This window comes from Portibacter marinus (genome assembly GCF_021533195.1).
Lineage (GTDB): Bacteria > Bacteroidota > Bacteroidia > Chitinophagales > Saprospiraceae > Portibacter > Portibacter marinus.
In genome coordinates this window covers 60,809-87,495 of the sequence record NZ_JAJNKB010000009.1, presented here as the reverse complement: position 1 = coordinate 87,495, position 26,687 = coordinate 60,809, and the positions used below count along the sequence as shown (strand labels likewise).

The window sequence follows — 26,687 nt, the reverse complement described above, 5'->3', positions numbered from 1 at the left end:
ATGAAAAAGATGTTTCGATCTATCGTTCCGCATATTATTCCTGAGTTCAAACTTTTTTTGTTCAGGATACTACCTGCAGGCATGGTGCTTTCCATCTTTTTTATCATGTCAGAAGCTCAGTATCTGATCAGAGACGAAATAAAGCTTATTCTTTACGGTATCTTGCTGGGCGTAGCAGGCATCTATCTGATGAGGATTACAGCATACTTGATTTTAAGAATTTTAACCCAGATACCTTATATAATTCCAGACATCTATCACGATGAATCTAAAAACTAGTTGAAATGATCCATGAAGTAATTCCTATCATCGCAGATGAGCTCAATGATTATCTGGATGCTAAATTTGATACCAGCGAGGACCCGGTTATTCTATCGAATATCCTGGCTCAAGATGGATCTATTGCCGTAAGAGAAGAAAATAAGATTATTGTATCGCTGATCAATGTCGAGAGGGACGGTTCTAATCCTTATGGGAGTGGCGGACCTGGAGCAGGAGATATGCCCATTCATGTCAATTTATATGTTCTATTTTCTGCTTATTTCACCAACTATTTTGAATCCCTAAAATTCCTGTCTGGAGTAATTGGCTTCTTTCAAGCTAATCCCAGCTTTGTGATAGAATCAGATACCATTTTAGCAGAACTTCATAATGTCGACTTCAGAGAAATGAGTAACATTTGGGCTGGTCTCGGGGCTAAATACATGCCATCTGTACTATTCAGGTTTAGAACAATTAGTATGGATGATGATAGAATTAATGATGAAGTACCACCGGTTTCCGGCTCAATTATAGACGACTATTAGTATGTACCAAAGGGTTAATCTCGGTTTTAAGTGGGATAAATTATTAACAATAAAATGCTTAAACAACTTCTACCACGATGGATCTGGTAGGGACTTTGAGTTTATTCCTACTAATAAGACTCAGATTATTATGAAGAACTATCATTTGTTCTTCAAGCCGGAAACGAATGGTTTTTCACTGTTTTGCAATACGGAAAAGTTTCAGAAGATTCAAAAGATAAAGGCTAAACTAGACCAAAAGCTGATCTTTCTCATTCGAAACAAAAATAGCTATCTGTTAAATTACACCGATCTGGCATTCTCAGATAACAACAAAATGTACTACTTCACGAACTTGTCCACGTCTAAAGATGGGGCTAAACTGCTGATTCACGACAAAGAATACGTCAATGAGGAGCAGGCATTGAGAATTTATAATAAATATCAGTCCATAAAACTTGACAAAGTCATTAAAAGTACCAAACTTGTAGATGTAAGACAAAACGATTTAAAGAAAGACCTTTGGACTCAAGAAGTTGAGGATCATACATTGGTCAAACTTAAAAATCTTTCCGAAGGAAAATATTCCATCCTTAACGGAAAGTCCTCAATGTCCTTTTATGTGATAGACTACATAAAAGAACCTATGTGGGGCATCATGGATTTATTCCTGAATGATCTGCCAAAAGAAAACAAGTTCTTCACAGACGGAAAAATAGATCATAAGGAGTATGTAATTAATCTCAATGCCCGCAAAACTTTCTGGAAATATTTTATTCTTTCTGAGAATAAAAATGTGGACTTAAAATTAGAAGAAGTCAAAGTGAGCTATAATGGCAAGGACATCGCTTTTTCTAAACCGAAAAAAGTAACATTGACCAATGGAGAAGACGCATTTGCTATAGAATCAAAAGAACCGATTGAATTAAAAGAAGTGGTAAATGTCTCAGATAAACTAGAATTGAAAATAAAGAACAACTCAAAGTGGTTAAGCAAATCAGTTAAGATTCCAAAACCAAAGATAAAATCCGTGAAACCGGACAGGGAATCCAATAAAATTTACTCCACCACTTACATTTATTTATAACAAATTTTTATTATTTACTTAATCAAATAATCGTACTATGGCAAGATTAGCAACCCCGGGTGTTTACGTTCGGGAGAATAATGCTTTCAGTAGCTCAGTGGTTGAAGCACCGTCGGCAATACCGGCATTTATTGGATATACCGCAAAGGCTGAAAGAGGTCACGAATCTCTTTTAAATACCCCTACAAGGATTGATTCTTTTAAAGAGTTTATCAACTACTTTGGAAAAGGTCCTAAAGTTTCTTTTTCTATCAAAGCAAAAGATGAAAAAGACTATACTTTAAAATTAGATCCGGAAAGTAATTTCCACTTATATAATAGCTTAAGATTATTCTACTCTAACGGTGGAGGATCATGCTATATCGTCTCCGTAGGTAACTATCAAAGCGGTTCTAAACTGAAAAATCTTCAGGAAGGACTTGAAGTATTAGTGGCAGAACAAGAGCCAAGCTTAGTGGTTTGTCCAGATGCAGTCAATCTCGACTCTAAAGAGTGTTTTGAACTTTACAGAGATATATTAAATCACTGTGGGCGCGAAACCAGAGATAGATTTGCAATCTTTGATGTTCCTAACGGAAATGAACCAAGATCTTACGATGACAAAGATAATATCAACCAATTCAGAGAAGGAGTTGGTCATCAGAATTTAGCTTATGGCGCAGCTTACTATCCTTGGCTTAATACTACAGTAGTTTCTGGCAGCGAGATATCGTTCAAGAATATCAGCAATGTGAACGAACTGGTTAAAATTTTGACAAAGGAAGCAGAATATCGCTATCTGGGTGGACCTCAACCAAGTGCAAGTTCCAGTTCAACCTCATCTTCCAGTTCATCATCATCATCAAAAAGTTCTTCAAGCTCGAAGAGTTCGTCGGGTTCAAGTTCTAAATCATCAAGTTCCAAGTCATCTGCTTCTTCTACAAAAAATGTGGATAGCCGAGCAATGATGAAGTTCAATGAGGTGAAAGCTGAGATCGATAGACTCAAGAGTGTATCAGGAAGCGGTCAGGTTCTAGATCAAAACCTGAAAGCCATCAGTCCTACTTATAATGCGATATTGAGAGAAATAAGAGAAAGTGCTAATGTAATGCCAACATGTGGTGCTATTGCTGGTATTTATGCCAATGTAGACAACAATATTGGTGTACATAAGGCGCCGGCAAACATAGGTTTGAATTCGGTATTATCACCTACTCTTAACATTACGGGAGCAATTCAAGAGGACTTAAATTTACCTATTAACGGTAAGGCCGTCAATGCAATTAGAAGCTTTATCGGTAAAGGAGTATTAGTTTGGGGTGCAAGAACCCTGGATGGAAACAGTCAAGATTGGAAGTACATCAATGTAAGAAGAACTATTCTTATGATTGAGCAATCTGTTAAATCTGCTGTTGAAAACTACATTTTTGAACCTAACACACCTCAGACGTGGATGAGGGTTAGAATAGCTATTGAAAACTTCTTGACTTCTATGTGGAAGAGAGGAGCGTTGATGGGTATTTCTCCAGCAGAAGCATATGAAGTGGCGATAGGATTAGGCGATACCATGACTCCGGAAGACATTCTAGATGGTGTCATGAGAATATCTGTCTTCTTGTCTGTAGCCAGACCTGCAGAATTCATTGAAATCACATTTGAGCAACGAATGCAAGAGCCGGTAGAAGAAGGAGCAGAAGAAGGTGAAGAAGAAGGCGAAGAAGAAGGTGGCGAAGATGGCGCAGCTGAAGAGTAATCTTCTATAGCTTCATTAGAAGCTAATTTGATCGTATTAATTATTAAAAAAATTTAAAACAAATAAATTATGGCAGCAGAAGATTATGAAGGCATGTGGCCAGTAGCTAAATTTCACTATGAAGTCGAAATTGATGGTACTCCGATTAGCTTTCAAGAAGTTTCTGGGTTAGAGACTGAGACTACTGTTATCGAATACAGACATGGCGATAGCGAGATTTTCAGCCCTAACAAAAGCGCAGGCTTAATTAAAACTAGTAATCTTGTTCTTAAGAAAGGTATTTTCCACGATGATGAAGATTCTTTGGAATTCTGGAAAGCCATTACTGAGGAAAAGGCTTACTATACTCAAGATGACAGAATGGACATTGTCGTTTCTCTCCTAGACGAGCAGGGCGAAGCTGTGATGTCATGTAACTTGACGAATTGTTTCCCTATTAAGTATAGCTTTACTGATTTGAAATCAGATGCTAACGAAGTAGCGATAGAATCTATCGAATTTGCTTACGAGGAAATCGAAATTGAATTCGAATAAAATTTATTAATCTTACGCCTCCGGTAATATTTCCGGAGGCGATTTTAAAAAGTAAAACTTTATGGCATCGTCAGCAGAAGATAAATTCCCGGTACCGAAGTTTCATTTTACCGTTGACCTGGGATCAGGACCCATTGCTTTTCAGGAAGTGACTGGCTTGGATATGGAAAACGATCATATGGAATACCGGTCAGGTGATGATCCTGAATTTGTAACCTTAAAAAGGGCAGGATTAAGAAAAACAGGAACGGTAAGTTTCAAGAAAGGCGTCTTTACAGGTGATACCGACGTTTGGGACAATTATAAAACCATCATAGATGATAAGAATTATTACAGCCAGTCAACTCCAGTTGATCTGACAGTCACACTCTTAGATGAATCAGGTGGAACAGTGATAACTTGGACCATTGCTAAGGCAGTCGCAATAAAAATGACCAATGGAGACTTAAAGTCTGAAGAGAACGCTATCGCGATTGAACAAATTGATTTTGTTCATTCCGGAATAATTCAAGCGTAATACAAATAATTCATTGTAAATATTACTAAGTTTTTTACAACGAATCATATTATAAGTTCAGCAAGGAGGAGCGCATTATTCTTTCATGCTGGACTTTTTCAAGAAATGAATGAATTTAATTTCTTCATTCTGAAATTTAAATGTTCTCTGATCACCTAATAGGTTTGTAAAAATTAATTGATTATTAATGGCATCATCCGCAGATAATAAATTCCCATTACCGAAATTTCATTTCGAAGTAAAGATTGATGGTAACACCATCGCTTTTCAGGAAGTGACGGGCTTAACTGTTGAAAATGAAATCACAGAATACCGAAATGGTACAGACAAAGAATTTATTCCCGCAAGAAGAGTGAGTATGCGCAAGTCAGGAAGCATCACTTTAAAAAAAGGTTTATTTAAAGATGATAAAGACTTGATCAAAATTTATGATAACGTCACTAAGCTCAAAGAATTCTTTAGTACAGATGAAAAAGCAATTGATGTTCAGATTGACTTACTGGATGAAACCAGTTCAAGTGCTTTTACTTGGGTCGCCAAAAACGCAGTACCCACCAAACTGACCATGGAGTCATTGAGTGCTAGCGACAATGCAATCGCAATAGAACAAATAGAATTCAGTCACTCCGGTATAGAGATTAAATAACAATTATGGCATCAACCAATTCACTCAAATATCCTGTAGCTGGTTACCATTTTAAAGTGGTTATGGGAGGCACAGAAATGGCTTTTAAAGAAGTTAGTGGTCTTTCAGCTACCATTGAATATAAGCAAGAAAACCCAGGTGGAGACTCAACGGCTGCACCCAAAAAATTTGATAAAGTAAAACCAGGTCCGGTATCTTTTAAGAAAGGACTGGTCAAAGGCAACTTACTAAGCGAGAAGATCCTTGATTCTGTTTTCAATCTAAAGATGAATCAGGTCGATAATGAAATTAGTCATCAGGATGTGACCGTTACTCTGATGAACGAGAAAGGGGATCCAGTGGCTTACTTTCTGTTAACAGGAGCATATCCTACGAAGTGGGAGATTTCCAGTTTTGATGCCATGAGTAAAGAACTGACCTTGGAAACCATCGTCTTAGAATGCACATCTATTTACGTTCATACCTAATTATGCCAGTAGAAATCAGAGAATTAAGAATAAAAGGAATTGTTTCTAACTCCATTCATTCCAGGAGTGCAGTGGTCAAAGAATTTGAAAACAGAAACAGCAATATCATCAACTCTTCAATTATTAAAGTTCTGAGAGAGGAAATTCTGAATGAATGTCGAGATATTATTGCCAATGAATTTGATAAACAAAATCAACGTTAACCATGGCTGCAACAGTAGAATATATATACATCTGGGGACACACAGATCCACCATCTTCACCTGGTCAAGCTGGACCGAAAGAATTTAAAGCGAAGGTTAACCCTTCCAATATAAAGACAAAAAGATCTATTTTATTCAATACCAACAATAGAGCTAATTCAGGTTATGATGTCAAACAATACCAAGGTCACGGTGAAATAGAAATGGAGATCAAACTAATCTTGACGAAATTTGACGCATATTCAGGACGGGAATCTACCAGTGTCAGTGAACAAATAGATAATCTATTGAAAGCAACTTATGACTATGATGGTTCTAGCCACAAATCACCATATGTCACAGTACTTTGGGGTGAATTTAAGTTTCTGGGGCATTTGAAAGACATGAGTATTAATTATAACACTTTTAATACTGATGGCACCGCAACGAATGCTGAAGTGGATCTTGTCTTTGTTAATTTTGTGCCCGCGATTGCTCAGGCTCATCAACAAAATAGAAACTCGCCAGACATGACACATATGAAGTTAATGAAGGAAGGTGATAAAATTCCAATCATTTGTGATGATATATATGATGACCCAACTTATTATGTCCAGGTCGCTGAAGCAAATAATCTTACAAATTTTAGACAGGTGAGACCGGGACAACAAATTATTTTTCCTCCTTTAGTCAATTAATACTATGCCTGCTAGCCCATTAACAAGTCAGGAAAAGATCGAATTAACTTCATACGAAGTCAAGATAAACGGACAAGCCGTCCCTGATGAGTTTATCATAACATATATTTCTGTATCAAAGGCACTTAATAAAATTGCAACTGCAAAGATACAAATTGAGGATGGCACCATGCATGATACTGAATTTAAAACTATAGAAGAGAACAAATTCAAAGAAGGCGATGAAGTTGAAATTCAAATGGGCTATGGTACCAGTAATGACTCTGTATTTAAAGGCATCATTGTCAAACATGGCATTAAGATCTCTTCTACCGGCACCTCACATGTATTTATAGAATGTGCCGATAAGAGTATAGTACTTACAGGTCAAAGAGAATTTAAGATCTATGAGGATATTAAGGACTCTGATGTCATCAAGGCTTTAGCAAGTGATAAGAGCGTTCCTGTTTCATGTTCAGCTACAAATATCCTTCATGAACGGGTTGTACAACAAAATTGCACTGCCTGGGATTTTATAGTTACTCGTGCTCAAGCTAACTACCTCGTCGTTTACACCTTGAATAATGAACTGAAAATTGTTAAACCAAGTGAGGGTGCAAAAACTGATGCTGTAGTAGAATATGGACTAGATATCATTTCGATGGATTTATCTGTTGATGCCAGAACACAATTATTAGAGGTGGAAACCTCTGCATGGGACTACACGACACAACAAAATGTAACAGGCAAAAGCAAAGAACCCTCAGAGGTCGACAAGTTGGGGAATATTAAAGGAAAAGATATTGCAGGTAAACTGCAATTTAAAAAGTCAAAACTACATTCGACAGGTTATTTAGAAGGCCAGGAGCTCGAAAAATGGGCAGAATCTACCTTATTGATATCCAGATTATCAAGGGTCCGAGGAACTGTAAAATTTAGAGGTTTTGCAAAAATTAATCCTAACGACTTTTTAAAGTTGGAGCAAGTTTCTCCGCACTTTAGCGGGGAAGCTTATGTGACTGGAGTTTATCATGAAGAAAAAGATGGCGATTGGATTACTGAAGTTGAAGTTGGACTTAAGCCTGAACTTTTTATTAGTAATAAAAATGACGTCACACTTCCTTTAGCTGATGGTCTATTTCCTGGCTATCAAGGTTTATTTATCGGCAAAGTATTAGACATAGTTGATCCCAAAGGTGAAGCAAGAGTTCTGGTTAAAATTCCAATGCTTGGCGGAGATATAGATGGAGGGGTGTGGGCCAGGGTGAGCAATATCATGGCCAGTAGAGATTTCGGTTCCGTTTTTTTTCCTGAAGTTGATGACGAGGTCATACTTGGAGCATTAGGGGGTGATTTAAGATTTCCTGTCATTCTGGGTCATCTTTATTCAAGTGTAAATTACTTTGCCTCGAATGACTTCATACACACTGATGAAAATAACCACAAAGGGTGGAAAACCAGGGAAGGCCTATTACTCCATTTTGACGATAAAGATAAAATTGTGCGGGTAGAAACTCCAGCCGGACAAAAGATAAAATTAGATGATCGAGAAAAATCTATCACTCTAGAAGATCAACATAGCAATAAGATGGTCATGGATTCTAGTGGATTCAAATTCACAGGTAACAAAGATTTTGTGGTGGACGTAAAAGGCAAGGTGAATATGGACTCCATGCAAGAAATGGCTTTAGAATCAAAAATGACTTTTAGCGCAAAGGGAGGAATGTCAGCCACCATGCAAAATACTGCAGGAAGTAAATTTGAAGCCGGCACCATCGGTGCCACCATGTCATCTAGTGCCATAGCTACTATTAAAGGATCAGTCGTAATGATAAATTGATAATCAATATGAAAAATACATTTTTAGGTAGAGGATGGACCTTTCCACCAACATTCGTCAAAGAAAAAAATGCAGTGGAAATGGTCGAAGACGAAATTGATATAGAACAAAGTTTGAAGCTTATTCTTTCTACCAGACCGGGAGAAAGAATCACCAACCCAAAATTTGGATGCAACCTTTATGATTACCTTTTCGAACCTACCATTAAGTCCACTTTGACCAAAATGAAAAGTGCCATTGAAACGGCTATACTCTACTTTGAACCCAGAATTACACTCAACAACGTTGAAATAGATACCAGCAGAGAATTAGAAGGTATCCTTGATATTAAATTAGAATACACCATAAGAAAAATCAATGTTAGGAGTAATATTGTATTTCCTTTTTATAAATTAGAGGGAACTCTGATTGACGAAGACAATATTTAACAACGACCAATAAAGACCAATTGAAACATAATGAAGGAAGTACTACACAATAGTTCCTCTTTTTTTGGCAATGGTACCCACCAATCCTCACGGCTTTTAAAGGCACTAGATCCAAATTACGTAAGACTTGAAGATCGAAATATGCCTACCATGTTGGCATTTATAGCAGATATTAGCCAACATGTTAAGTATTACAATCTAGAAAACGAAGAAGAAGGCAATTGGAATAATTTCTACTCTTCAGATATTTCCATCGTGCTGGCATCCATTATCAGCACAGATCTTGAGAAGATAACTGAAAAGTTTAATATCATTATTTCAAATTTTTATAAAAATCAAAACTTTGATCAACGATATAAATATTTCAAAGAACTTACTGATTTATTATTCGAACAGGCACAAAAATTTAATAGATGGTATGCTGACATTACCAAACTAAATCTCCAGTCCAGCCGGTTTGAAAATACAGTAGAACATGAATTTCACAATGTTATTGTAGAAAAAGTCCGCTTTCCTTTTCAAAGATTTAAATCTTACATCGATGCTGGAGTAAAGGATAAAATCATTGATGATAAGGACCTATATGATTTCAAAAATTTCAAGAAAATATGGGCTTTAGATGATGTACAAGAAGACAACATATACTTCGGGAAAGATAAGTTGGAAAAGATTACTTCAGCCATGCTGCAATTCAGATTGTTGTTTAGGTCCATTTTCAACTCTTTGAACTATTCAGTCTATCATTTTGAGAAGTTTTTTGTCAATTCTTTAAAATTCAAGAATGACCATCATCCCAATATTGGACTCTTGATCTCCTTCTTGAAATTGTTTAATCATGTACAAAACGACTACAATTCAATCAGCTCCAGATTACTAAATTTTTACTACAAAAAGTATCTCAAACTGCAGCCCAATGGAGCAACTCCTGATGAGGTCTTCGTAAATTTTACATTGAAGGATCGTTTCGACAGACATTATCTCCCTAAAGGTAGTATACTAAACACATCTGTGATCATCGATGGTGTGAATGTCGATTTTAAAACTTCAGATCATCTGGAAATTACAAGTGCAAAAATTGCAGCACTAAAAACGCTATATCTCAGTAGAATTGATGATTTGGATACCAGCCATTATAAACTGGTCAGCCACATCTATTCTGCTCCCATAGCTAATTCAAAAGATGGCCTAGGTGCAAAATTTGAAAATGTCTACGATGAATGGCCTACATTCGGTGAAGAACAAGAATATAAGCCACAAGGACAAAATACGATGCAAACTGCTGAATTGGGTTTTGCCATTGCCTCTCCCATATTGGAATTAGCCGAAGGAAGAAGAGAAGTCACGCTTCGCTTAAATTTCACCAGAGAGTCCACCAGAATTTATAAACGCCTGGTATATGATGTACATGAAAAAGTAAATGCCAGTAAAGAGGCAGATGAACCTATGAATACGATTGAAGAAACGTTCTATAACAGAGTATTCAATCAGATAGACACCACCAGAAATTTTAAAATTTATCTTACTGGAGAAAAAGAATGGATAGAAGTTGATCCCAGTACCATTACTATCCGAGCGGTAGGCGATGGAAACTGGCTTTACGACTTTAGTCAGAATATAGAGGACTGCATTGACATTATGAACACTCTTGAAATCAAATTTTCTGTATCCAAGGCAAAACCTCCGATCGTTCCATTTGATCCGGATCAGTACAAGGACGAATATTTCGACACTGATTTCCCTGTAATGAAGGTGGTCTTAAACGATAATAAACAACCATTTTCATATTCATTCCTCCAGAGTCTTATTGTACAAGACGTTGAAATGAAGGTCAGTGTAGATCAAATTAGGAACTTTACAGTGTACGATGAAAATTACAATATTCAGACCTCAAGAAACTTATATCCATTCGGAAATAATCCCGGCAGAAATGCCAGGTGTTACATCGGTGTTCCTGAAATGTTTCGCAAAGAAGTGACGAATGCCACTTTTAAATTCAATTGGGCAAATATGCCCGATACCGTAAGTCAGTTTAAGAACAGATACTCTGATTATAAGGAATCGGTTCATCCATCTTCGCTCAAAATAAGATTCGGAGCCATTTCAGATTATGAAGTGATCACCAATTTTGATGATTCACTAAATTTTCCATTTTTCCCATCTACCGAAGGGGATCTGGAAATTCATGATGAGACTGATATTTCAGAAAGTGAATTTGAATTAAATAATTATGCGTTCGATAATCTTGACATATATCCAGATCCATATTTACCTGAGAATAATCCTTTAGATGAAAATACGAAGACTGGATATTTCGTGATGGAGATCGTGGAACCACGCAATGCATTTTCACATAATGTCTATCAAAATGAGGTACAAGAAGCCCTCAATAGAAATATAAATAATCCTAAGGAGCAAAGAAAATTCCCACAAGAACCCGTGACACCGTATGCTCGAAATCTTAACATCTCCTACCAGGCTGAAGCTAAGTTTAATGTGACCTTTGGAAGCAAACCGTTGCCTGAAGAGTACTTTTACATTCACCCTTTTGGTATCGAGAAAACTTACTATGATGGATCAGCTGACAAAGATGGCCTTCTTCCAAAATATGAAGCCGATGGTTACCTTTTTATAGGCCTTCAGGATGTTAATCCTCCGGAATCAATTTCACTTTACTTTGAATTAAGCTCGAAAAAAACTAAAATTCAAAATGTGAATACCATTCCTCAGATAGAGTGGAAGTATCTGTCTAATAACATCTGGTACACTATGGATGAGAGTAAAGTTTTGTTTGATGGTACAGATGGATTTACCAAGTCTGGAATTGTCAGACTTCAATTACCAGCCGCACTGGAAGACCAGAATGATATTCTCGATTATGACTTATTTTGGTTGGCTGCATCTCTGCATGGCAATACGGAACTGGTTTGTCACGTGATAGATCTCCAACCACATGCAGTGAAGGCACATTGGGTTATGAACGATGAAATTATAGATCGTATTCGTGAACCGCTTCCACCATTTTCAATCAATAGACTGCAGCAATCAGTGGTGGCCATAGATACGGTTCGTCAAGGATTCGAATCCTTTGGTGGAAAGCCTAAAGAAAATGACGAAGAATTTTTTGCCCGGGTGAGTGAAAGGATTAGACATAAGGGCAGAGGTGTGACTCACTGGGATATCGAAAGGATTGTTCTTGAAAAGTTTTATGAAGTCCAGCAAACCAAAGTGATATCATACTTAAGCAATCCTTTAGAAGAAAATCACATTGAAACCGTTGAAGAGTATATCAACGTCGAAAAAAGTAAGGAGGATTATAATGGCGTTCAGCACAAAGAAGGCGTGAAAGTAGTCGTTGTACCAAGAAAGAAAGTTTACTTTAAAAACCTCACTCCTAAGTTTTCTTTACACCAACTAATGCAATTTGAAGAACAATTAGCTTATCTGATTTCACCCTTTACATCTGTAAAGATGGTCAATCCTCAGTATGAATACGTCCGAATTGTTTGCAACGTGAAATTTATTGAAAACATGAACAACGGGCAGACCATGGAAAGGCTTGTGCAGGATATCAACCATTTTATTTCTCCATGGATAAACGACGATAAAAAAGAAATTGTAATCGGAGGATCCATTAACGAAAACGTGATTCAAAACTTTATTAAAGGTCTTGATTATGTCAAGTTTCTCACCAAGTTTTCCATTATCCATATCATCGAAGAAGATGGTTTATACAAACTGCATGACACAGCAATGGAAACTGATATTGTCTCGATTATTAAAGCTAGGCCTTGGGGGGTCTTACTGCCTGATTCAGAGCATGAAATAGAAATGGTAGAGTATGAAGAAGAAGAACCACCTCAACAACGGGTGAATACAGACGAGATAATTCGTTTTCAGGATAAAGTCAACATCCTTGGCGAAAAGAAATATATCAAAATTAAAAACCCTATCTTGGAAAGAGCTTACACATCTACCGAAGAAACTCAGAAAACCTATACCGTTAGTATTAAATTATAAAGAATGGCTCAACATACTAGATCAGAATTATATAAAATATACAAAGGCGGTTTTCACGATAAAGCCTTTGAACATTTAGTGGACAGCGCCCTAAATATAAAAGATGACGGTCTTGGTGTTAATCCCGAACAAGGATTAGTACTTACCGCGAAAGGGCCATCAAAAAAACTCGCCTCTTTCTATCAGAGGATCAGTGATAAATCGACTCCACTGTGGAGTATTTCTTTAGATAGTGAGAGAGGAAGTAAAGGTCTTAATTTCCTCGAAGGTGAGAAAAGCAGAATGTTCATTAAAGAAGGAGGGCGAGTCGGTATCAATACAGAAAACCCTAATTATCAATTGGATGTAAATGGCTTGATAGCAGTCAAAGGCATTGTAGGAACTTATTCTGTAGGAACTGCTTTAGCAGATGCAAAATGGCATACCATGGCAAAAATGACCAATCTGGAAGGATGCCAGGCCTATGAAATTATTGCGCACATTGTGGACGAAAAAGATAAGAGGTTCGGACTGTCCATTGGCACAGTACTAATGACCTACGGTAAGAGAGGATATCGTACAAAAGTAGTCTCTGTAGAATCTGGTAATAAATGGCTCTTTGGAAGGTTTTGGAATAAGATTAAATTTCGTTGGATCATAGATGACTTAAATACTGAACCAGGCAAGCTTAAGTATATGTGCCAGATCAAAACCAAAGGTCACTACGGAATGAAAGATGGTCAACCCAAGCAAATTTTTTATAGGGTCAAAAGACTATGGGACAAAGACTATGAATTAGAAGTCTATCCACAAAGAAAATGGGAAGATAGTAACGCGACCAGGCCCGTTGCTCCCAGACCTGCGCCCACTAGCCCCGGTAATGGTGCGACATCTACTAAACGGAAGGGTGGTCTTACGATTAAAAGAAAGTAAGTATGGAAGAGATAACATTAACCTTGACATTAGAGGAAACCAATAAAATTATCAAATCCCTGGCTCAAGAGCCTTTTAAAGAAGTTTATGAATTAATAGGAAAAATCAATGAGCAAGCTGATGAACAAATAAAGAAATTGAATTCCATCAGCAAAGAAAACTGAAAACAGTATGTCCAACATAGAACCTAAAAGTATCAAAAAAGGGAAAGTCCTGCCCATCAGTATGGACTTTAAAGGATTAAAGCGTGAAGGAATAGAGCATATTCAAAAACTTTCAGGAAAAATTTGGACAGATTACAACGAACATGATCCAGGTATTACCATTCTTGAGAATCTATGTTTTGCACTAACGGAACTTGGATACAAGTCTAATTTTTCGGTTCCCGACCTTTTCTTCAGCCAAAATGGGGAGAAAAGAGCTTTTGCGGAAACTTTTTATAAGGCCAACGAAGTGTTGCCAGCAGCACCAACTACCATCAATGATTATCGTAAATTATTGATAGATAATGTCAAAGAAGTTAAAAATGCCTGGTTGGTTCCTAAGCGACAGAGTAGTCTTGGGGCCAAGGTGATTGGACTTTATGAAGTGCTTTTATTGTTAGATGAAGAAAAGTATGATCGATCCTATATCATCAATAAAGTACTTAATCTTCTGAATAAGAATCGCAATCTATGTGAAGATTTCGAATCCATAAAAATTTTGGAACCAGAAAATATCAGCATCGAAGCGGATATATCCATTTCTCAAAATTCTGTAGGAGAGGCCATCATTGCCCGCATCATAAGTAAAATGCTGGATCACTTTGCGCCTAATATTTCATTATACAATTTGGAAGAGATTCTTGAGAAAGGTTATAGCTATGAATCTGCTTTTAATAATCCACCTATCGAAAATGGATTGGTTCTCGACAATGAACTGGAAAAATCATCTTTAGGCAAAGTCAATCAACTCTTTAAATCTGATTTGATCAGACTTATTTCGGACACTGAAGGCGTTGAACAAGTCATCAACTTTTCAATCTTCAAGAGTGGAAAAGAAGTGAAAACTGAACTGATCCAATTAGATGATTATAAAATACCCAATCTGGATATTTCGAAAATTATTCGAAGTAAGTCGATCTCCTTATATGCTGGAGAAATTCTGTATGCACCGGATGAAAATGTAATCCAGTACACATTAGACACCATTAGAAATAGGGATACCATCCAACATAAAAGGTTTATCGATTTTGATGTAGAAGAAACTGAATCATCAAGAATCAAAGAAGAAATCGAATACTACTATTCTATCCAAAATAGTTTTCCCAGAAATTACGGTATCACTGACTATGGTCTCCAAGGTAAGCAAACTGACATGCGATTGGCACAAGTTAAACAACTTAGAGCCTATCTTTTTGTTTATGAGCAAATTATGGCCAACTACCTACGGCAGCTGGTCAATGTTGACAAACTGCTCTCCGCTGATGAAGATATCAATGAAACTTACTTTTTCCAGCCCTTAGACTATATTAATGGATATGAAGATATTCTGGGCAATGGAGAAGATGGTTTTGAAGAAACCTTTAAGGAAATATTGTCCAAATACGACAACAAATATGAGCGTAGAAACCGCTTTTTAGATCACATATTAGCGAGATTTGGAGAAGAATTTCTGAGTGAGGCTTATTCTGCAATTCATAGAGAATCGAGCTCCTATGCAAAAATTGATTTTCTCAAGAAAACCATTGATGCTAAACTCAAATACATCAAGAACTACGTGGAAATCGGCAGAGACAAAGCAGTAGGATTCAATAAGATGGAGGATTTTCAATCTGAGGAGAATGTCTCCAGTTTGAAGAAGAAAATCTGCCTTCTATTCAATATTAAGGACTACAGCTACAAGAAACTTTCTGAAATCAAAAGTTCAAAAGATTTAGCCGTCGAAGAAACATCTGAAAAGCCCAAATCAAAGACAAAAGCAAATCATTTTACATTCACCTCTGGAAATAAGAACATTCTTTCCGAAATATTGGCTTATGGCGTAGAGCGGTCGAATTACCATTTAGATAATGATGGCAAGAATATCAGTATATTCTTCGAAAACCCTGTATCACGGGAATCTATATTGATATACAAAGGAAAAGATATCAAGCAATGCGAGAATGATCTGACGAAATTGATTAAGAAATTGACGGATTACAATTCTCAGTCAGAAGGCTTTCATATCATCGAGCACATCCTTCTACGAGATACGGATTCAAGGTACTGCTTTACTTATTTAAGCGATAACAATGTGTTGTTAAGAAGTAAATATCAATACTTAGATCCAGAAATAGATCAACTCAGTTTTGTTGCTGATTTGATTCAATTCGGAAAGGTGAAAAAGAATTATAAAGTGGAGAAAATTGGAGAGAAGCAATATGCCTTGAATTTAACAGATGATTCAGGTAATATAGTAGCCTCTAATGATTCATTTTTACTTAAGAAGAGTGCAGATGATGCCATTCCGGCTCTAATTGAGGAAATAAAGGCTACACCTATAGACAGTCCCCAACTGGAATTTAGAATTCAGTACGAACAGGATCTTGGTAAAATCAAAGCTTATGATGATGATCCGTTTTCCCTACAAATGAGTTTCATTATTCCTTCATGGTCTGGTAGATTCAATAGTAGTAGAATGAAATATTTATTCGAAAATATTGTCAAAATAAACGCTCCGGCGCATTTGAAATTAAATTTTTTCTGGTTGGGAATAGAGGATTTGGCAAAATTCGAAGAGTATTATGAAAAATGGCTTGAAGAACGATGCAAACCTGAGCCCACTCAACCTTTATTGGATGACCTTTCACATCTTTTACTACTCTTCATTAAGAAATTTGATAGTAAGGAAGTCAATAAAAATCTGGAGAAAGAGATCGCATCTGCAATCAAAGCTCTAAAATAACATTAGCTTGCGTGGATGGCTTCAAAAGATAAATTGATCATTCATAACCTCAATTTTGAAATTGAATTTGCTTCCGAAAGTGAATTCAAACCCTATGCAGATAAAATCTCTAAACTAACCAATTACCAGCTGCCATCTGCCATTTCTGAAATTCTCAAGAAATACAATCTTCCGGGAGGTGACCTCATTATTAAAAAGCTTGAAATAGATCTGGGCAATATTCCAACACATGCGTTCGAGCAATACATCTTGAATGCCATCGCGTCAGAAATCGATCTCTTTTTAAAAAAGCATGTTAGCAATCTGAAGGAAGAGATTTCTCAGGCTAAATTCAGACCTACCTCCGGAGGACATTATGAATTGGATAAGACTGAATTCTTTTACAGATCAGATGTTAAAACGGAAAGATCTACCATGCTGACGAAAGAAATTCAAGCACGAGAGAAAGAGATCATTGACCTAAAAGACTACATTATAGCCGATGCCATTGATATTCAAAAAGAGGTCATAAAAAAATCTCGGATTGCCCCCCAACAAAATGAAATCAATCTTGATTCTAAGGAAGAACCAATAAGGTCGAGTTCGGAAAGTGAGTTTACGATTAAAGACGAATCGCAAAAAGAGAATAAGTCAGAGCCACACTCAATTGAAGGTATGCCAGCAAAATTGCATTTAGAACTGAAAGATGGGAAACAAAGAGAGAAGTTAAATATTGAACCGGACAAGGAAGAAGAGCTCAGAAGTGCTGAAAGACTGCCAGTGGAGCCTAAACGGTTGACACCTCTTGATAAAGCATTAATATACTATTTAAAATATGGAAGACTACCCTCTAATGTAAAATATGAACTCGGAACTTCCATGTTGGATGTTTTTAATCTTAATCATCAGCAACCAGGGTTCTCAGAGGCCATAAATAAAGAAATAAGACACGATAATAAGGCTAAGGTGAGATTAAATAGACTGTTAGACCAAACAAAATCTGAATCTAAGTTTGATCCCAGGATTCCCAGGGCATTTGAGGATTACTTTACAGCACTCGTATTAGATCTTAGTGATGAAAGTTTTCAAGCCCATATCAGGAGATTTGATATCAACGATATGATCAGGTTTATTTACGCTGACAATCCTAACAAACTTAAGTCATTGCTTAAATATCTTATCATCGAATATGACTCAGATCGCGATTGGAAAAAAATAGCTGAGCAATTCTTTAAAAAGATCTCGAAGCCCTCGATCGTTAAAGTAATCTCCTCATTCGTCCGAAAAGGAGCATACGTTAATAAACATTTGAATAGTATAAATCGAGAGAGTGGTGGTGGGCTTAAAAATGCTCATTTAGAGCTGTTTAAAATTTTATTGAAGGAAGGAGATACCAGCAAATTCGATTTTGACATCAAACAGCGAAACTATTTTGGTTCAGAACCTAAGTATGCAAAACAGATATATGAAGAAGTCGACCTTGTGGACTATTATTTAAGACATCATGCGATTCCTTTCAGTTCAGGGATTCAGACTACAGTCGAAAGAATCGATTTCGCAATATTATCTTTGGGTGCCAGCCAGATTAAAAAATTGTCCATCTTCGCTAATAATGATAAGATGAATTATGAAATATTCGGAAATCTATCAGAAAAGGCACTATTACATATGGTTAAAGCCTTTGCTCCCAATACAGATAGTGAAATCAAAAACAAGTACTTGTACTTTAAGTACAACATAGAAGGCGGTGTTCCGGAGAAATTTCAAAAAGCTTTCATGCTTTATTATGCACGCAAAGAGCATAAAAAGAGTTATCTGGAAGAAATGGTCAACTACTGGATGGAACAATTCGGCGATGCTAAAACCGTTCTGCAAAACCGATGGAAACTATCTGAGGAAGTCAGTAAAGAGCTCAATTTATTGTTGGCATTAACCAAGGAAAAAGTAGAAGATGAATTGAAAGTTGATTTTACCTATGACAATTATGCTCAGGACATTAGTGTTAAGAATGCCGGATTAGTGATTTTGTGGCCATTTTTAAAGATATACTTCAATATGCTCGAATTATTGGATGGCAAAGGGAATTTCAGATCTATGGAAGAAAGGGCAAGAGCTTGTCACCTTCTACAATACCTTGCCATTAAAAGGTCATATGGTGAAGAGTTCTATTATCCCCTTAACAAAATTTTAACAGGCTACCCGCTCGATGAATCTTTGCCTTATGAAATAAAGATGACAGAAAAAGAAATAGACGTATCTAATGCTTTGTTAAACAATGTCCTAAAGCAATGGAACGCTTTAAAAAGCTCAAGTGTTGATGGATTAAGAGGCTCGTTCCTAATAAGAGATGGAATTTTGACTCCATCTTCTAATGGATGGTTACTTACCGTTGAGAAAAAAGCCTATGATATCTTAATGGATAAGCTTCCATGGGGTATCGGAATGATCAAGTTATCTTGGGCACCATACGTCGTAAGTGTTGAGTGGGAACGAAATATTATGTAACTTTATAGTATCTCAACCGTCTATAAAATATTCTTTGAATGATAAACTTTAAATTATGAACCTCAAGTCATTATTTCCTATATTTTTTCTATTCTGCTTTGTAGTCAGTGGTCAGGCTCAAATTGATCTAAGTAAAATCGCACGTGATGCGAAACGTTCTGTCAACAAGCGTATTGACCGCAATATTGATAAAGCTATTGATAACACTCTAGATGAGACTGAAGATGCTATCAAAGGAAAAAAACGCAGAAAACGCGGTAAGAATAAGGATAAGGATGATGATATTTATTACGAAGGTGATGGGGAAGCTATTGTAGTTAAGGAAGTTATTCCTAATGCATTTAATGGACAGTTTCTAATCACCAGAGATGTTTCTGGCGAAGGAGATGATGAAAGCAACATGTATACCATTGCCATGAGGGAATATGAAACAGCCATCAGGCCCTTGATGATTAAAAAACCGCACAATCTAATTATATACAACAAAGAAGAAGAAACCCAGACTACGATTAACAACGAACTTTACAATGGAAAAGCTCTTAAAGATTGGGTTTCCCTGTCCGATGTTGTGGAAGATAAATATGCTGAAGCTGAAAGAACGGACGATATTGAAACCATAGGAGGATACATTGCAAGAAAGTATATTGTGGATCATAAAGATTATGAAGGTGAAATATGGTTTACGAAAGAGATAGATGCTGAAATAGCAGTAGTTTATTCCCTTTTAGAGCTTGATGGCTTATATCTTGATCCCGCATTGGGTTTTCCCTTAAGAATGAGTCTTGAATATGACGACGATAAAATCGTGACTTACAATGTTACTGATATTCAAGAAGATGCAGATCCTTCACTATTTGATTTGTCTGCTTATCAACTTGTAGATATGACTGATTTGGAAGCAGGAAAGTAAATGGACGTTGTAGCTACCGAAAAAAACCTAAAGATTGAAAACAATTCCAAGTCGCTTTTAGAGGAGCTGAAGTGGCTACACAGTATACTGGATACCAGGTTCAAGTTGTATTTTAATCAGCCTAGTGAGTACGCTAGCATTCATGAAATTCCAGTTCCCGAAATTAAGGAAGGGTCATCTGTCTATGCTGATGTAATCAAATACTACAATGTTTCCATCGAAGAAAGGATCATCATTCTCTTGGCCATGGCTCCACACATCTGTCCACAAATTCTGGACGTTTTTTTTACCAAGAATGAAAAATATGGCAGGGGGTTCACGGAATTTGGCGGCGTAAAAGGAAGCCAACACAGTGGATTTATCCCTACAGGTGAGACTGCTGCCTTTGTCATAGCAGGAAACGATATTCTGGGCAAGATCAAAGTGATGAACATATTTGATCCAGATCATTACTTTAGTAAATACAAAATAGTAAGTCTGGATAAAGATAAAAGTAACGAGCCTATTCTTAGCGGCATTCTTTCCATCACACCGGATTATCTTTCATACTTCACCAATGGAACTCAATACAAACCGAACTTTTCATCGGAATTTCCAGCTCAACAAATTACGACAAAACTGGAATGGGAAGATTTAGTCATTGAAGAATATCTCATGGATGAGATTCAGGAAATATTGGTTTGGATCAATAATTATAGTAAAATACTTAATGATTGGGGGCTTGCAAAAGTACTCAAACCAGGATACAGAAGTTTATTCTACGGACCTCCAGGCACAGGAAAAACGATGACTGCTTCACTGCTTGGTAAATCTACTGGTCTGGATGTATTTAGAGTGGATTTATCCAAGATTGTTTCTAAATATATAGGTGAAACAGAGAAAAATCTGGCGAACATATTTGATCAGGCCGAAAATAAGAATTGGATTCTCTTCTTTGACGAGGCTGATGCTATTTTTGGGAAAAGAACGAGTACTTCAGATTCAAAGGATCGGTATGCTAACCAGGAAATTGCTTATCTGCTACAAAGAATTGAAGACTTTCCAGGTGTTCTCATTTTGGCGACCAATCTTAAAAGTAATATGGATGAGGCATTTGCCAGAAGGTTTCAATCTATGATCTACTTCCCTACCCCAAGCCCACAGTTAAGACTGAAATTATGGGAAAACGCCTTCAAGGATTTTGAGATCGATCCCAAGGTAGATCTATGGCCCATTTCCAAGAATTACGAAATGACAGGTGGTTCTATCATCAACGTCTTAAGGCATTGCGCACTTAATGCAGTTATTCGTGATGAAAAAAAGGTTTATCAGGAAGATATCATAGAGGGTATCAAAAAAGAATTTAGAAAAGAAGGTAAAACTGTTTGATAAAAAAGGCCTCCTTCACAACTTAATGCGAAGGAGGACCCCATCCCACAAACAATAATATCTTACTTAATGACTACCATTTTTCTGGTAGCGGTATAATTTTCTGTACTCAAAGTATAGTAAAGAACTCCTTGAGTCGGCATTTCATTTACACTGATCTCTACTTCATTCATACCCTGCTGATAAGTTTTCTTATAGGAATTAATCAACTTCCCTGTTACATCATAGATATTCAAACTGGCCACCTGGCTGACAGGTAATTCAAATCGAATAACGGTTGACGATTCAAAAGGATTCGGAGTATTCTGGAATAATTTGAAGGAATTGACCGCCAATGGTTGATTCCTTTTTACAAGATTGACATCCAAAACACCTTCTTCAGAATAAGCTTCAGCCTTTGTAATGCTTGACCCAAACGTTATGGCTTCGGACGCATCAAAAGAGTTCTCCGCACTGACGTGAAGGTAGAATAAAGGCTCTTCACTGTCCACTGATTTGCCGACATAGTCATCCCAGCTGGTTGTGATCAAGCCCTCATGAGCTAATTGTAAACCAAAGTTATTGCCATTTACCTCCAGTGCACCTGGCTTAATATCCACAAAGCTTAAGTTTTTATTTATTTCAATCGTAAACTGGAAAGCGTATACCTTGTCAAAATTGTCTGCATAGACCGGAATTTCAACCATTTCGCCTTTTTCGACTGCCTTTTCTTCTATTGCGAAATTTAATCTCGAGCTACTCCTTACCTCTCCTTCTATAGCCCTATTCGCTTTAACCGTATTATTGACATCACCGATTTTGACACCAATGTAATCAATAGCCATATCTGAATTCATGTTATATATATCATAACTCTGCGCAAATGGCTCCTGTAAAGGATTAGTAGGGTCAATGAAATTGTAACTTCTATCTACAAATTTCCATGAAGTGTTATTGGCTATACCATCTGTTAGTCCCAATATCGACTTTCTCAGATCCAACAGATCTTTGGCAGTAACCTGTCCGTCGTTGTTGATATCCGAAGCAATGATTTTGTAAGGTGATTCTAGATCCTTAAGCCCTAGAATATATCTTTGTATCAGAACAAGATCGATAGTTGTAACGCCATTCATAGGGTTTTTATCCAGATGTGGTTTCATGCTATACGAACCACCCTGTTGCATTTCAGCAAATAAGTACTCCCCATCAACATTAGTCATTGCAGGCAACATATCCATATTTGTAACCTGAACTGCTACTTCTTCTATATTAAGTTCTGATTCTGTGGCTATTCGGCCTCTGACAGTCAACATATCCTCTTCTTCATCATCACCTCCATTGAGCTGACTACAACGATCCATGTTGTCCTGAACATCAATATAAGAAGTACAGAAATCCTGAACTTGAGTACCATCTGGCAAGGTCACAGTAGCCCACAATTCTATAGGATTTTCACCCAAGTCGGAACAAGTATATGTTCTTCCGGTATCTAGTGGATCCGGAGAGAACGAAACAGTTACGTCATAACCACAGCTATGAAATGATCCTGCATCAAAATCGGATGCCCAAATATCGATCATTGCGTCGTCTATAACATTATCACCGTCGTTATCTACCCCCATAATTTCGATCGCTAAGCCATTATAACAATAAGGTGTAGGTGCTTTTCCACTGGAAACAGTGAAAATTTGTGTACATCTTGTCAAGTTTCCACATCGATCTTCCACGGTCCAAACGATCCTATGTGTTCCTATTGGATAGTCACCTGAGGCATCGATTATAGAAACTTCTTCTCCATTGAGTGAGTCAATTTCACTTCCCTTAAGTATTGGGCTGATCGTATCAAAAGATCCATCATTATTGGCATCTATTGAGAACTGCCAGGACAAAGCACTAGCTGGGGTGCAATCATCACTTGCGGCCATTCTAAGAGTAACTTCTCCATCTTCACACTCTGCATCAAATGTTTCTACATTGATGGTGTCACATGATAACTGAAGCTCAGGGGCAATCTCATTGATAACCATAATGGTCTGCGAGTAGCGTACCGTTTTATCCTGGCACCAGTCTCCTACAGTAAAGGTTCTAATGATCTTGAAGCAAGAAGCGCTATTTGAATTAAACATCTCAAAAATCATGTCATCATAATCAATGCCCACCATGTCGCATGCATCTTTGCTTAAAATAGGTCTACCCGTAACATCAGGACTTACTTCTGCTAAATCCTCCGTTTGCATTCCCATCGCCAATGGCAAACAATCGCTTAAAGTCACATCATCCGGCCACTCTATATCCGTTTCAACATCGAAAGGATCATCATTCTCAAAGAAAATACGCTGTACTGCAGTATTGCCTGAACCATCAGGATTGGTAAAAAATCTTCTTATTTCACCTAAATTACAATCATCACGCAGATCTGCAAACGATCTGTTAATCGCACCTGCTCCATTGCCACAATTATCAACTCCTGTGGCGTCTCCAAAAGCATCTATCAGGCCTTGTTCTGTAAGATCAAATGGCTCATCGCATTCAACTGTCATGTCAGCTGGTGCAATGAGTAAAGTAGGAAGTTTGTCTTGCAACTCTACATTGACCATACAAGTATTCGTATTGCCTTCCAGGTCTGTCACTCTAAAAATGACTTGAGGGTTATTTCCGATATCTGAACAACAGAAGAATACAGAACTAGAAAATTCATCTCCATCAATTCCACATGCCGCTCCGTCATCCATTCTTTTAACACTAAAAGCCGGCGAAGCGAGACCGCACTCATCATAGCTACCATCATCAAAAGAAATGGCTGCCACTTCCGTCAATCCATCAGGATTTGAACTTAAAGCCACCACAGTATTCTGATCACATACTGCTACTGGTGCATTATTATCTTCTACCAATACCGTAAATGTCTCTTCGGTAGAATTCAGACAAGCATCATATGCTGTAACCGTAATTAAATTTGAACCTCTATCAAGAGTGATCATTTCGAAACCATCATAGTCCTCAATAAAGCCGCCTGGATAGGCTATGTCTATTCTTGAGACCTCTTTACAATTATCTTCTGCATTTACAGGTGGTAATAAATAAGCCGCTTCACAGTCGAAACCAGTTGATGTAGAGATGGTAGCATCATTGATAGGCTGTATTTCAGGACCTTGATTGTCTACTATTTCGATAATCTGTGTGCTATCTGTTATTTGATCTTCACCACATATCCATTCAGAAATGGTGAACGTTCTCATCACTTTAGTAACGCAACCTACTTCAGGAAGTATCATATCTTCATAGGTCACTACTGTATTGCAATTAAAGTCATCTGTTGGAAATAATGGTTCGCCATCCAGCGTCGGCACACCAGTAAATGAAGGATCTGGAATAATACTCCCTTCCTCCACTCTCGGATAATCACCATCACATGATAAGGCTGTACCCATTGAAACTCTGAAATTCTCCGGAAATATAACCTCTTCAATATCTAACCTGATCACGGAAACAGTTCTGGTACAAGGCTCTGGTGTAGTGTTTCCTTGTTCATCTGTCGCTGTAAAGGATTGATCGAAAGTTTTCAATGTATCAGAACACATAGTCATATCTGGGCTTTGGCCCACTAAATTAATAGTGAAATCCCCACATTCATTACCGTCTAATGTTGGTTGAGGAAGTTCATCTTCTGCACATGAAACTGTGATATCAGGACAATTCAAGGAGGGAGCCAGCTTATCTTCTAATAATACATTTCCCCAACATCTGTTGACCACATTTCCATCATCAGCAGTAACTTCTACAATGATGGTTTCGTTTAAGAACTGTTCATCAACCACAACGGTTGGTCCTTCAAGTAAATTGGGGCCATTCATCGTTCTTCTAACACCTACCGAAAAGGTTGTTCCATCAGGACAAGAAGCACCATCATCACTAAGAATTAAGTTGGGTGTAATCAATGCTTCACAATTTTCATCAAATGAAACCTGCTGGGATTGTGTACATGAAAGTTCACAAGCATCAAGAACCTCTGGAATACTTATTAAAAACAAAAGTGTCAGAGGCATCAAAAGATGACATCTTAAAGTTCGGAAAGTGTAAATCGCTTTCTTCATGAGATTTAAATAGTTTTCTTAAAATGAGTAATGGTAAGCTGTAGTCGGCAGCCCACATTATAAAATTGTAGTTATTAAATACCTTAGACGAAAAGTCCATACGATCAGAGTAGTCGAAGCTCTATCGTTTTATTTTACATTATCGTTCAGGAAGGAACTGTCCGAAAGGACAGATTTTAACAGTTGATTAGTTTACAGGAACAAATATAAGATTTCTTTAATATGTTATACTACCTTTTTTATGGTATATTTTATATTTGAATTTGTAAATATGAAACAGCGGTACTGTTTCTCTTTAAATTACTTCTCATGAGAGAATAATAGTAAAAGGTATCGTTTAAAAAAATACTAACTACCCAGCATAATTAGCCAGCATCACTTCTAAACTTAATATTCACCGGAAATTCTATAAAATCAAATCCCGTTAGCTTTAATTTCTGCATCTTGTCAAGAAGTCTTTCGGAAATCATCCAATACCTGTTCGCTAAATTGTATAGAGTTACAATATCATATTCTATTTCACATGCTATCACCAATGATTGAAACCAAAGTTTTTGATTATACAGCTTTTCTAATTTAGTGTCATAGCTCTTTACTTCTTCTTTAGTTTTAAACTTCAAATTTCTATCGATTATCTTTTCTGATTTTATTCCACTTTTTCGAACTTCAATATTATCTGAATAATTATAGCTGTAAAATGTTGATCTACTCAAATCAATTTTATCATAGACACTTTCATATATAAAAAGATAATTAAAGTCATTACGTAAGTTTTTATTTTTGTAATAATACTTTATACCTTCAAATTCAGTATGCCCTGGCAAGTTATAGTCATTAAAGACCTCCTTCAATCGATTACTGATCGCATTTCCTCTTACAAAAGAAGAACTTAAAGCATAAATATCTTTTGGTTTTACGTTAACATTATAAACTATTTTTTGTAATGGAATATCATTTGGTTTTTTACTAGAAATTCCCTGATAGGGGTCAATGTAAGTACTTGCAAATTCTCTAATTCTCGTCATTTCCTCTAGAGTAAGTTTACAGTTCTTATATTGCTTCAAAAAATCTTTAACTTCTAGTTGATAATAAATCATATAAAA

General features: G+C 36.9%; 21 protein-coding genes. 19 read left to right on the top strand and 2 right to left on the bottom strand.

The window, feature by feature from the left end; genetic code table 11:
- The 19 genes from L2567_RS17485 to L2567_RS17395 all read left to right on the top strand — a co-directional run bounded on the left by L2567_RS17485 (nucleotide 1) and on the right by L2567_RS17395 (nucleotide 21,511).
- Nucleotides 1–279: a hypothetical protein gene (locus L2567_RS17485; protein WP_235299110.1), complete on the top strand. Its 279-nt coding sequence runs from the start codon at nucleotides 1–3 to the stop codon at nucleotides 277–279.
- A gap of 5 nt (nucleotides 280–284) precedes the next feature.
- Nucleotides 285–806 carry a DUF4255 domain-containing protein gene (locus L2567_RS17480; protein WP_235299109.1) on the top strand — a complete coding sequence of 174 codons (522 nt, stop codon included), beginning with the start codon at nucleotides 285–287 and terminating at the stop codon, nucleotides 804–806.
- Between the two features lie 130 nt (nucleotides 807–936).
- The gene (locus L2567_RS17475; RefSeq protein ID WP_235299107.1) at nucleotides 937–1,872 is read left to right on the top strand and encodes a hypothetical protein; all 936 of its coding nucleotides are present in this window, start codon (nucleotides 937–939) and stop codon (nucleotides 1,870–1,872) included.
- Between the two features lie 37 nt (nucleotides 1,873–1,909).
- Nucleotides 1,910–3,604 (top strand): phage tail sheath family protein, encoded by a 1,695-nt coding sequence (locus L2567_RS17470; RefSeq protein WP_235299106.1) that lies wholly within the window; start codon nucleotides 1,910–1,912, stop codon nucleotides 3,602–3,604.
- A 69-nt stretch (nucleotides 3,605–3,673) separates the two neighbouring features.
- Nucleotides 3,674–4,138: a phage tail protein gene (locus L2567_RS17465; protein WP_235291106.1), complete on the top strand. Its 465-nt coding sequence runs from the start codon at nucleotides 3,674–3,676 to the stop codon at nucleotides 4,136–4,138.
- A gap of 61 nt (nucleotides 4,139–4,199) precedes the next feature.
- Entirely contained in the window at nucleotides 4,200–4,655 is a 456-nt protein-coding gene (locus L2567_RS17460) for a phage tail protein (protein ID WP_235299105.1), read from the top strand.
- 187 nt (nucleotides 4,656–4,842) lie between these two features.
- The gene (locus L2567_RS17455) at nucleotides 4,843–5,301 is read left to right on the top strand and encodes a phage tail protein (protein WP_235299104.1); all 459 of its coding nucleotides are present in this window, start codon (nucleotides 4,843–4,845) and stop codon (nucleotides 5,299–5,301) included.
- Nucleotides 5,302–5,306: 5 nt separating this feature from the next.
- Nucleotides 5,307–5,768, top strand: a complete 462-nt coding sequence (locus L2567_RS17450) for a phage tail protein (RefSeq protein ID WP_235299103.1) — start codon at nucleotides 5,307–5,309, stop codon at nucleotides 5,766–5,768.
- 2 nt (nucleotides 5,769–5,770) lie between these two features.
- Nucleotides 5,771–5,971 carry a DUF5908 family protein gene (locus L2567_RS17445; RefSeq protein ID WP_235299101.1) on the top strand — a complete coding sequence of 67 codons (201 nt, stop codon included), beginning with the start codon at nucleotides 5,771–5,773 and terminating at the stop codon, nucleotides 5,969–5,971.
- 2 nt (nucleotides 5,972–5,973) lie between these two features.
- Nucleotides 5,974–6,648, top strand: a complete 675-nt coding sequence (locus L2567_RS17440) for a CIS tube protein (protein WP_235299100.1) — start codon at nucleotides 5,974–5,976, stop codon at nucleotides 6,646–6,648.
- Nucleotides 6,649–6,652: 4 nt separating this feature from the next.
- Nucleotides 6,653–8,467 (top strand): phage baseplate assembly protein V, encoded by a 1,815-nt coding sequence (locus tag L2567_RS17435; RefSeq protein ID WP_235299099.1) that lies wholly within the window; start codon nucleotides 6,653–6,655, stop codon nucleotides 8,465–8,467.
- A gap of 8 nt (nucleotides 8,468–8,475) precedes the next feature.
- On the top strand, nucleotides 8,476–8,895 hold the full coding sequence (locus tag L2567_RS17430; RefSeq protein WP_235299098.1) for a GPW/gp25 family protein: 420 nt from the start codon (nucleotides 8,476–8,478) through the stop codon (nucleotides 8,893–8,895).
- A 30-nt stretch (nucleotides 8,896–8,925) separates the two neighbouring features.
- Nucleotides 8,926–12,912 carry a hypothetical protein gene (locus L2567_RS17425; RefSeq protein WP_235299097.1) on the top strand — a complete coding sequence of 1,329 codons (3,987 nt, stop codon included), beginning with the start codon at nucleotides 8,926–8,928 and terminating at the stop codon, nucleotides 12,910–12,912.
- A gap of 3 nt (nucleotides 12,913–12,915) precedes the next feature.
- Nucleotides 12,916–13,824 carry a hypothetical protein gene (locus L2567_RS17420; RefSeq protein ID WP_235299096.1) on the top strand — a complete coding sequence of 303 codons (909 nt, stop codon included), beginning with the start codon at nucleotides 12,916–12,918 and terminating at the stop codon, nucleotides 13,822–13,824.
- Nucleotides 13,825–13,826: 2 nt separating this feature from the next.
- On the top strand, nucleotides 13,827–13,988 hold the full coding sequence (locus tag L2567_RS17415; protein ID WP_235299095.1) for a hypothetical protein: 162 nt from the start codon (nucleotides 13,827–13,829) through the stop codon (nucleotides 13,986–13,988).
- A 7-nt stretch (nucleotides 13,989–13,995) separates the two neighbouring features.
- Complete coding sequence (locus L2567_RS17410; RefSeq protein ID WP_235299094.1) at nucleotides 13,996–16,749, top strand: hypothetical protein; 2,754 nt, start codon at nucleotides 13,996–13,998, stop codon at nucleotides 16,747–16,749.
- A gap of 15 nt (nucleotides 16,750–16,764) precedes the next feature.
- Complete coding sequence (locus L2567_RS17405) at nucleotides 16,765–19,233, top strand: contractile injection system tape measure protein (protein ID WP_235299093.1); 2,469 nt, start codon at nucleotides 16,765–16,767, stop codon at nucleotides 19,231–19,233.
- A 55-nt stretch (nucleotides 19,234–19,288) separates the two neighbouring features.
- On the top strand, nucleotides 19,289–20,143 hold the full coding sequence (locus L2567_RS17400) for a DUF4412 domain-containing protein (RefSeq protein ID WP_235299092.1): 855 nt from the start codon (nucleotides 19,289–19,291) through the stop codon (nucleotides 20,141–20,143).
- Entirely contained in the window at nucleotides 20,144–21,511 is a 1,368-nt protein-coding gene (locus L2567_RS17395) for an ATP-binding protein (protein ID WP_235299091.1), read from the top strand.
- Between the two features lie 62 nt (nucleotides 21,512–21,573).
- Here L2567_RS17395 and L2567_RS17390 read toward each other — a convergent pair whose 3' ends face one another.
- Nucleotides 21,574–25,584, bottom strand: a complete 4,011-nt coding sequence (locus tag L2567_RS17390) for a T9SS type A sorting domain-containing protein (RefSeq protein ID WP_235299090.1) — start codon at nucleotides 25,582–25,584, stop codon at nucleotides 21,574–21,576.
- A 365-nt stretch (nucleotides 25,585–25,949) separates the two neighbouring features.
- Nucleotides 25,950–26,609 carry a hypothetical protein gene (locus tag L2567_RS17385; protein WP_235299089.1) on the bottom strand — a complete coding sequence of 220 codons (660 nt, stop codon included), beginning with the start codon at nucleotides 26,607–26,609 and terminating at the stop codon, nucleotides 25,950–25,952.
- Nucleotides 26,610–26,687: the final 78 nt, after the last annotated feature.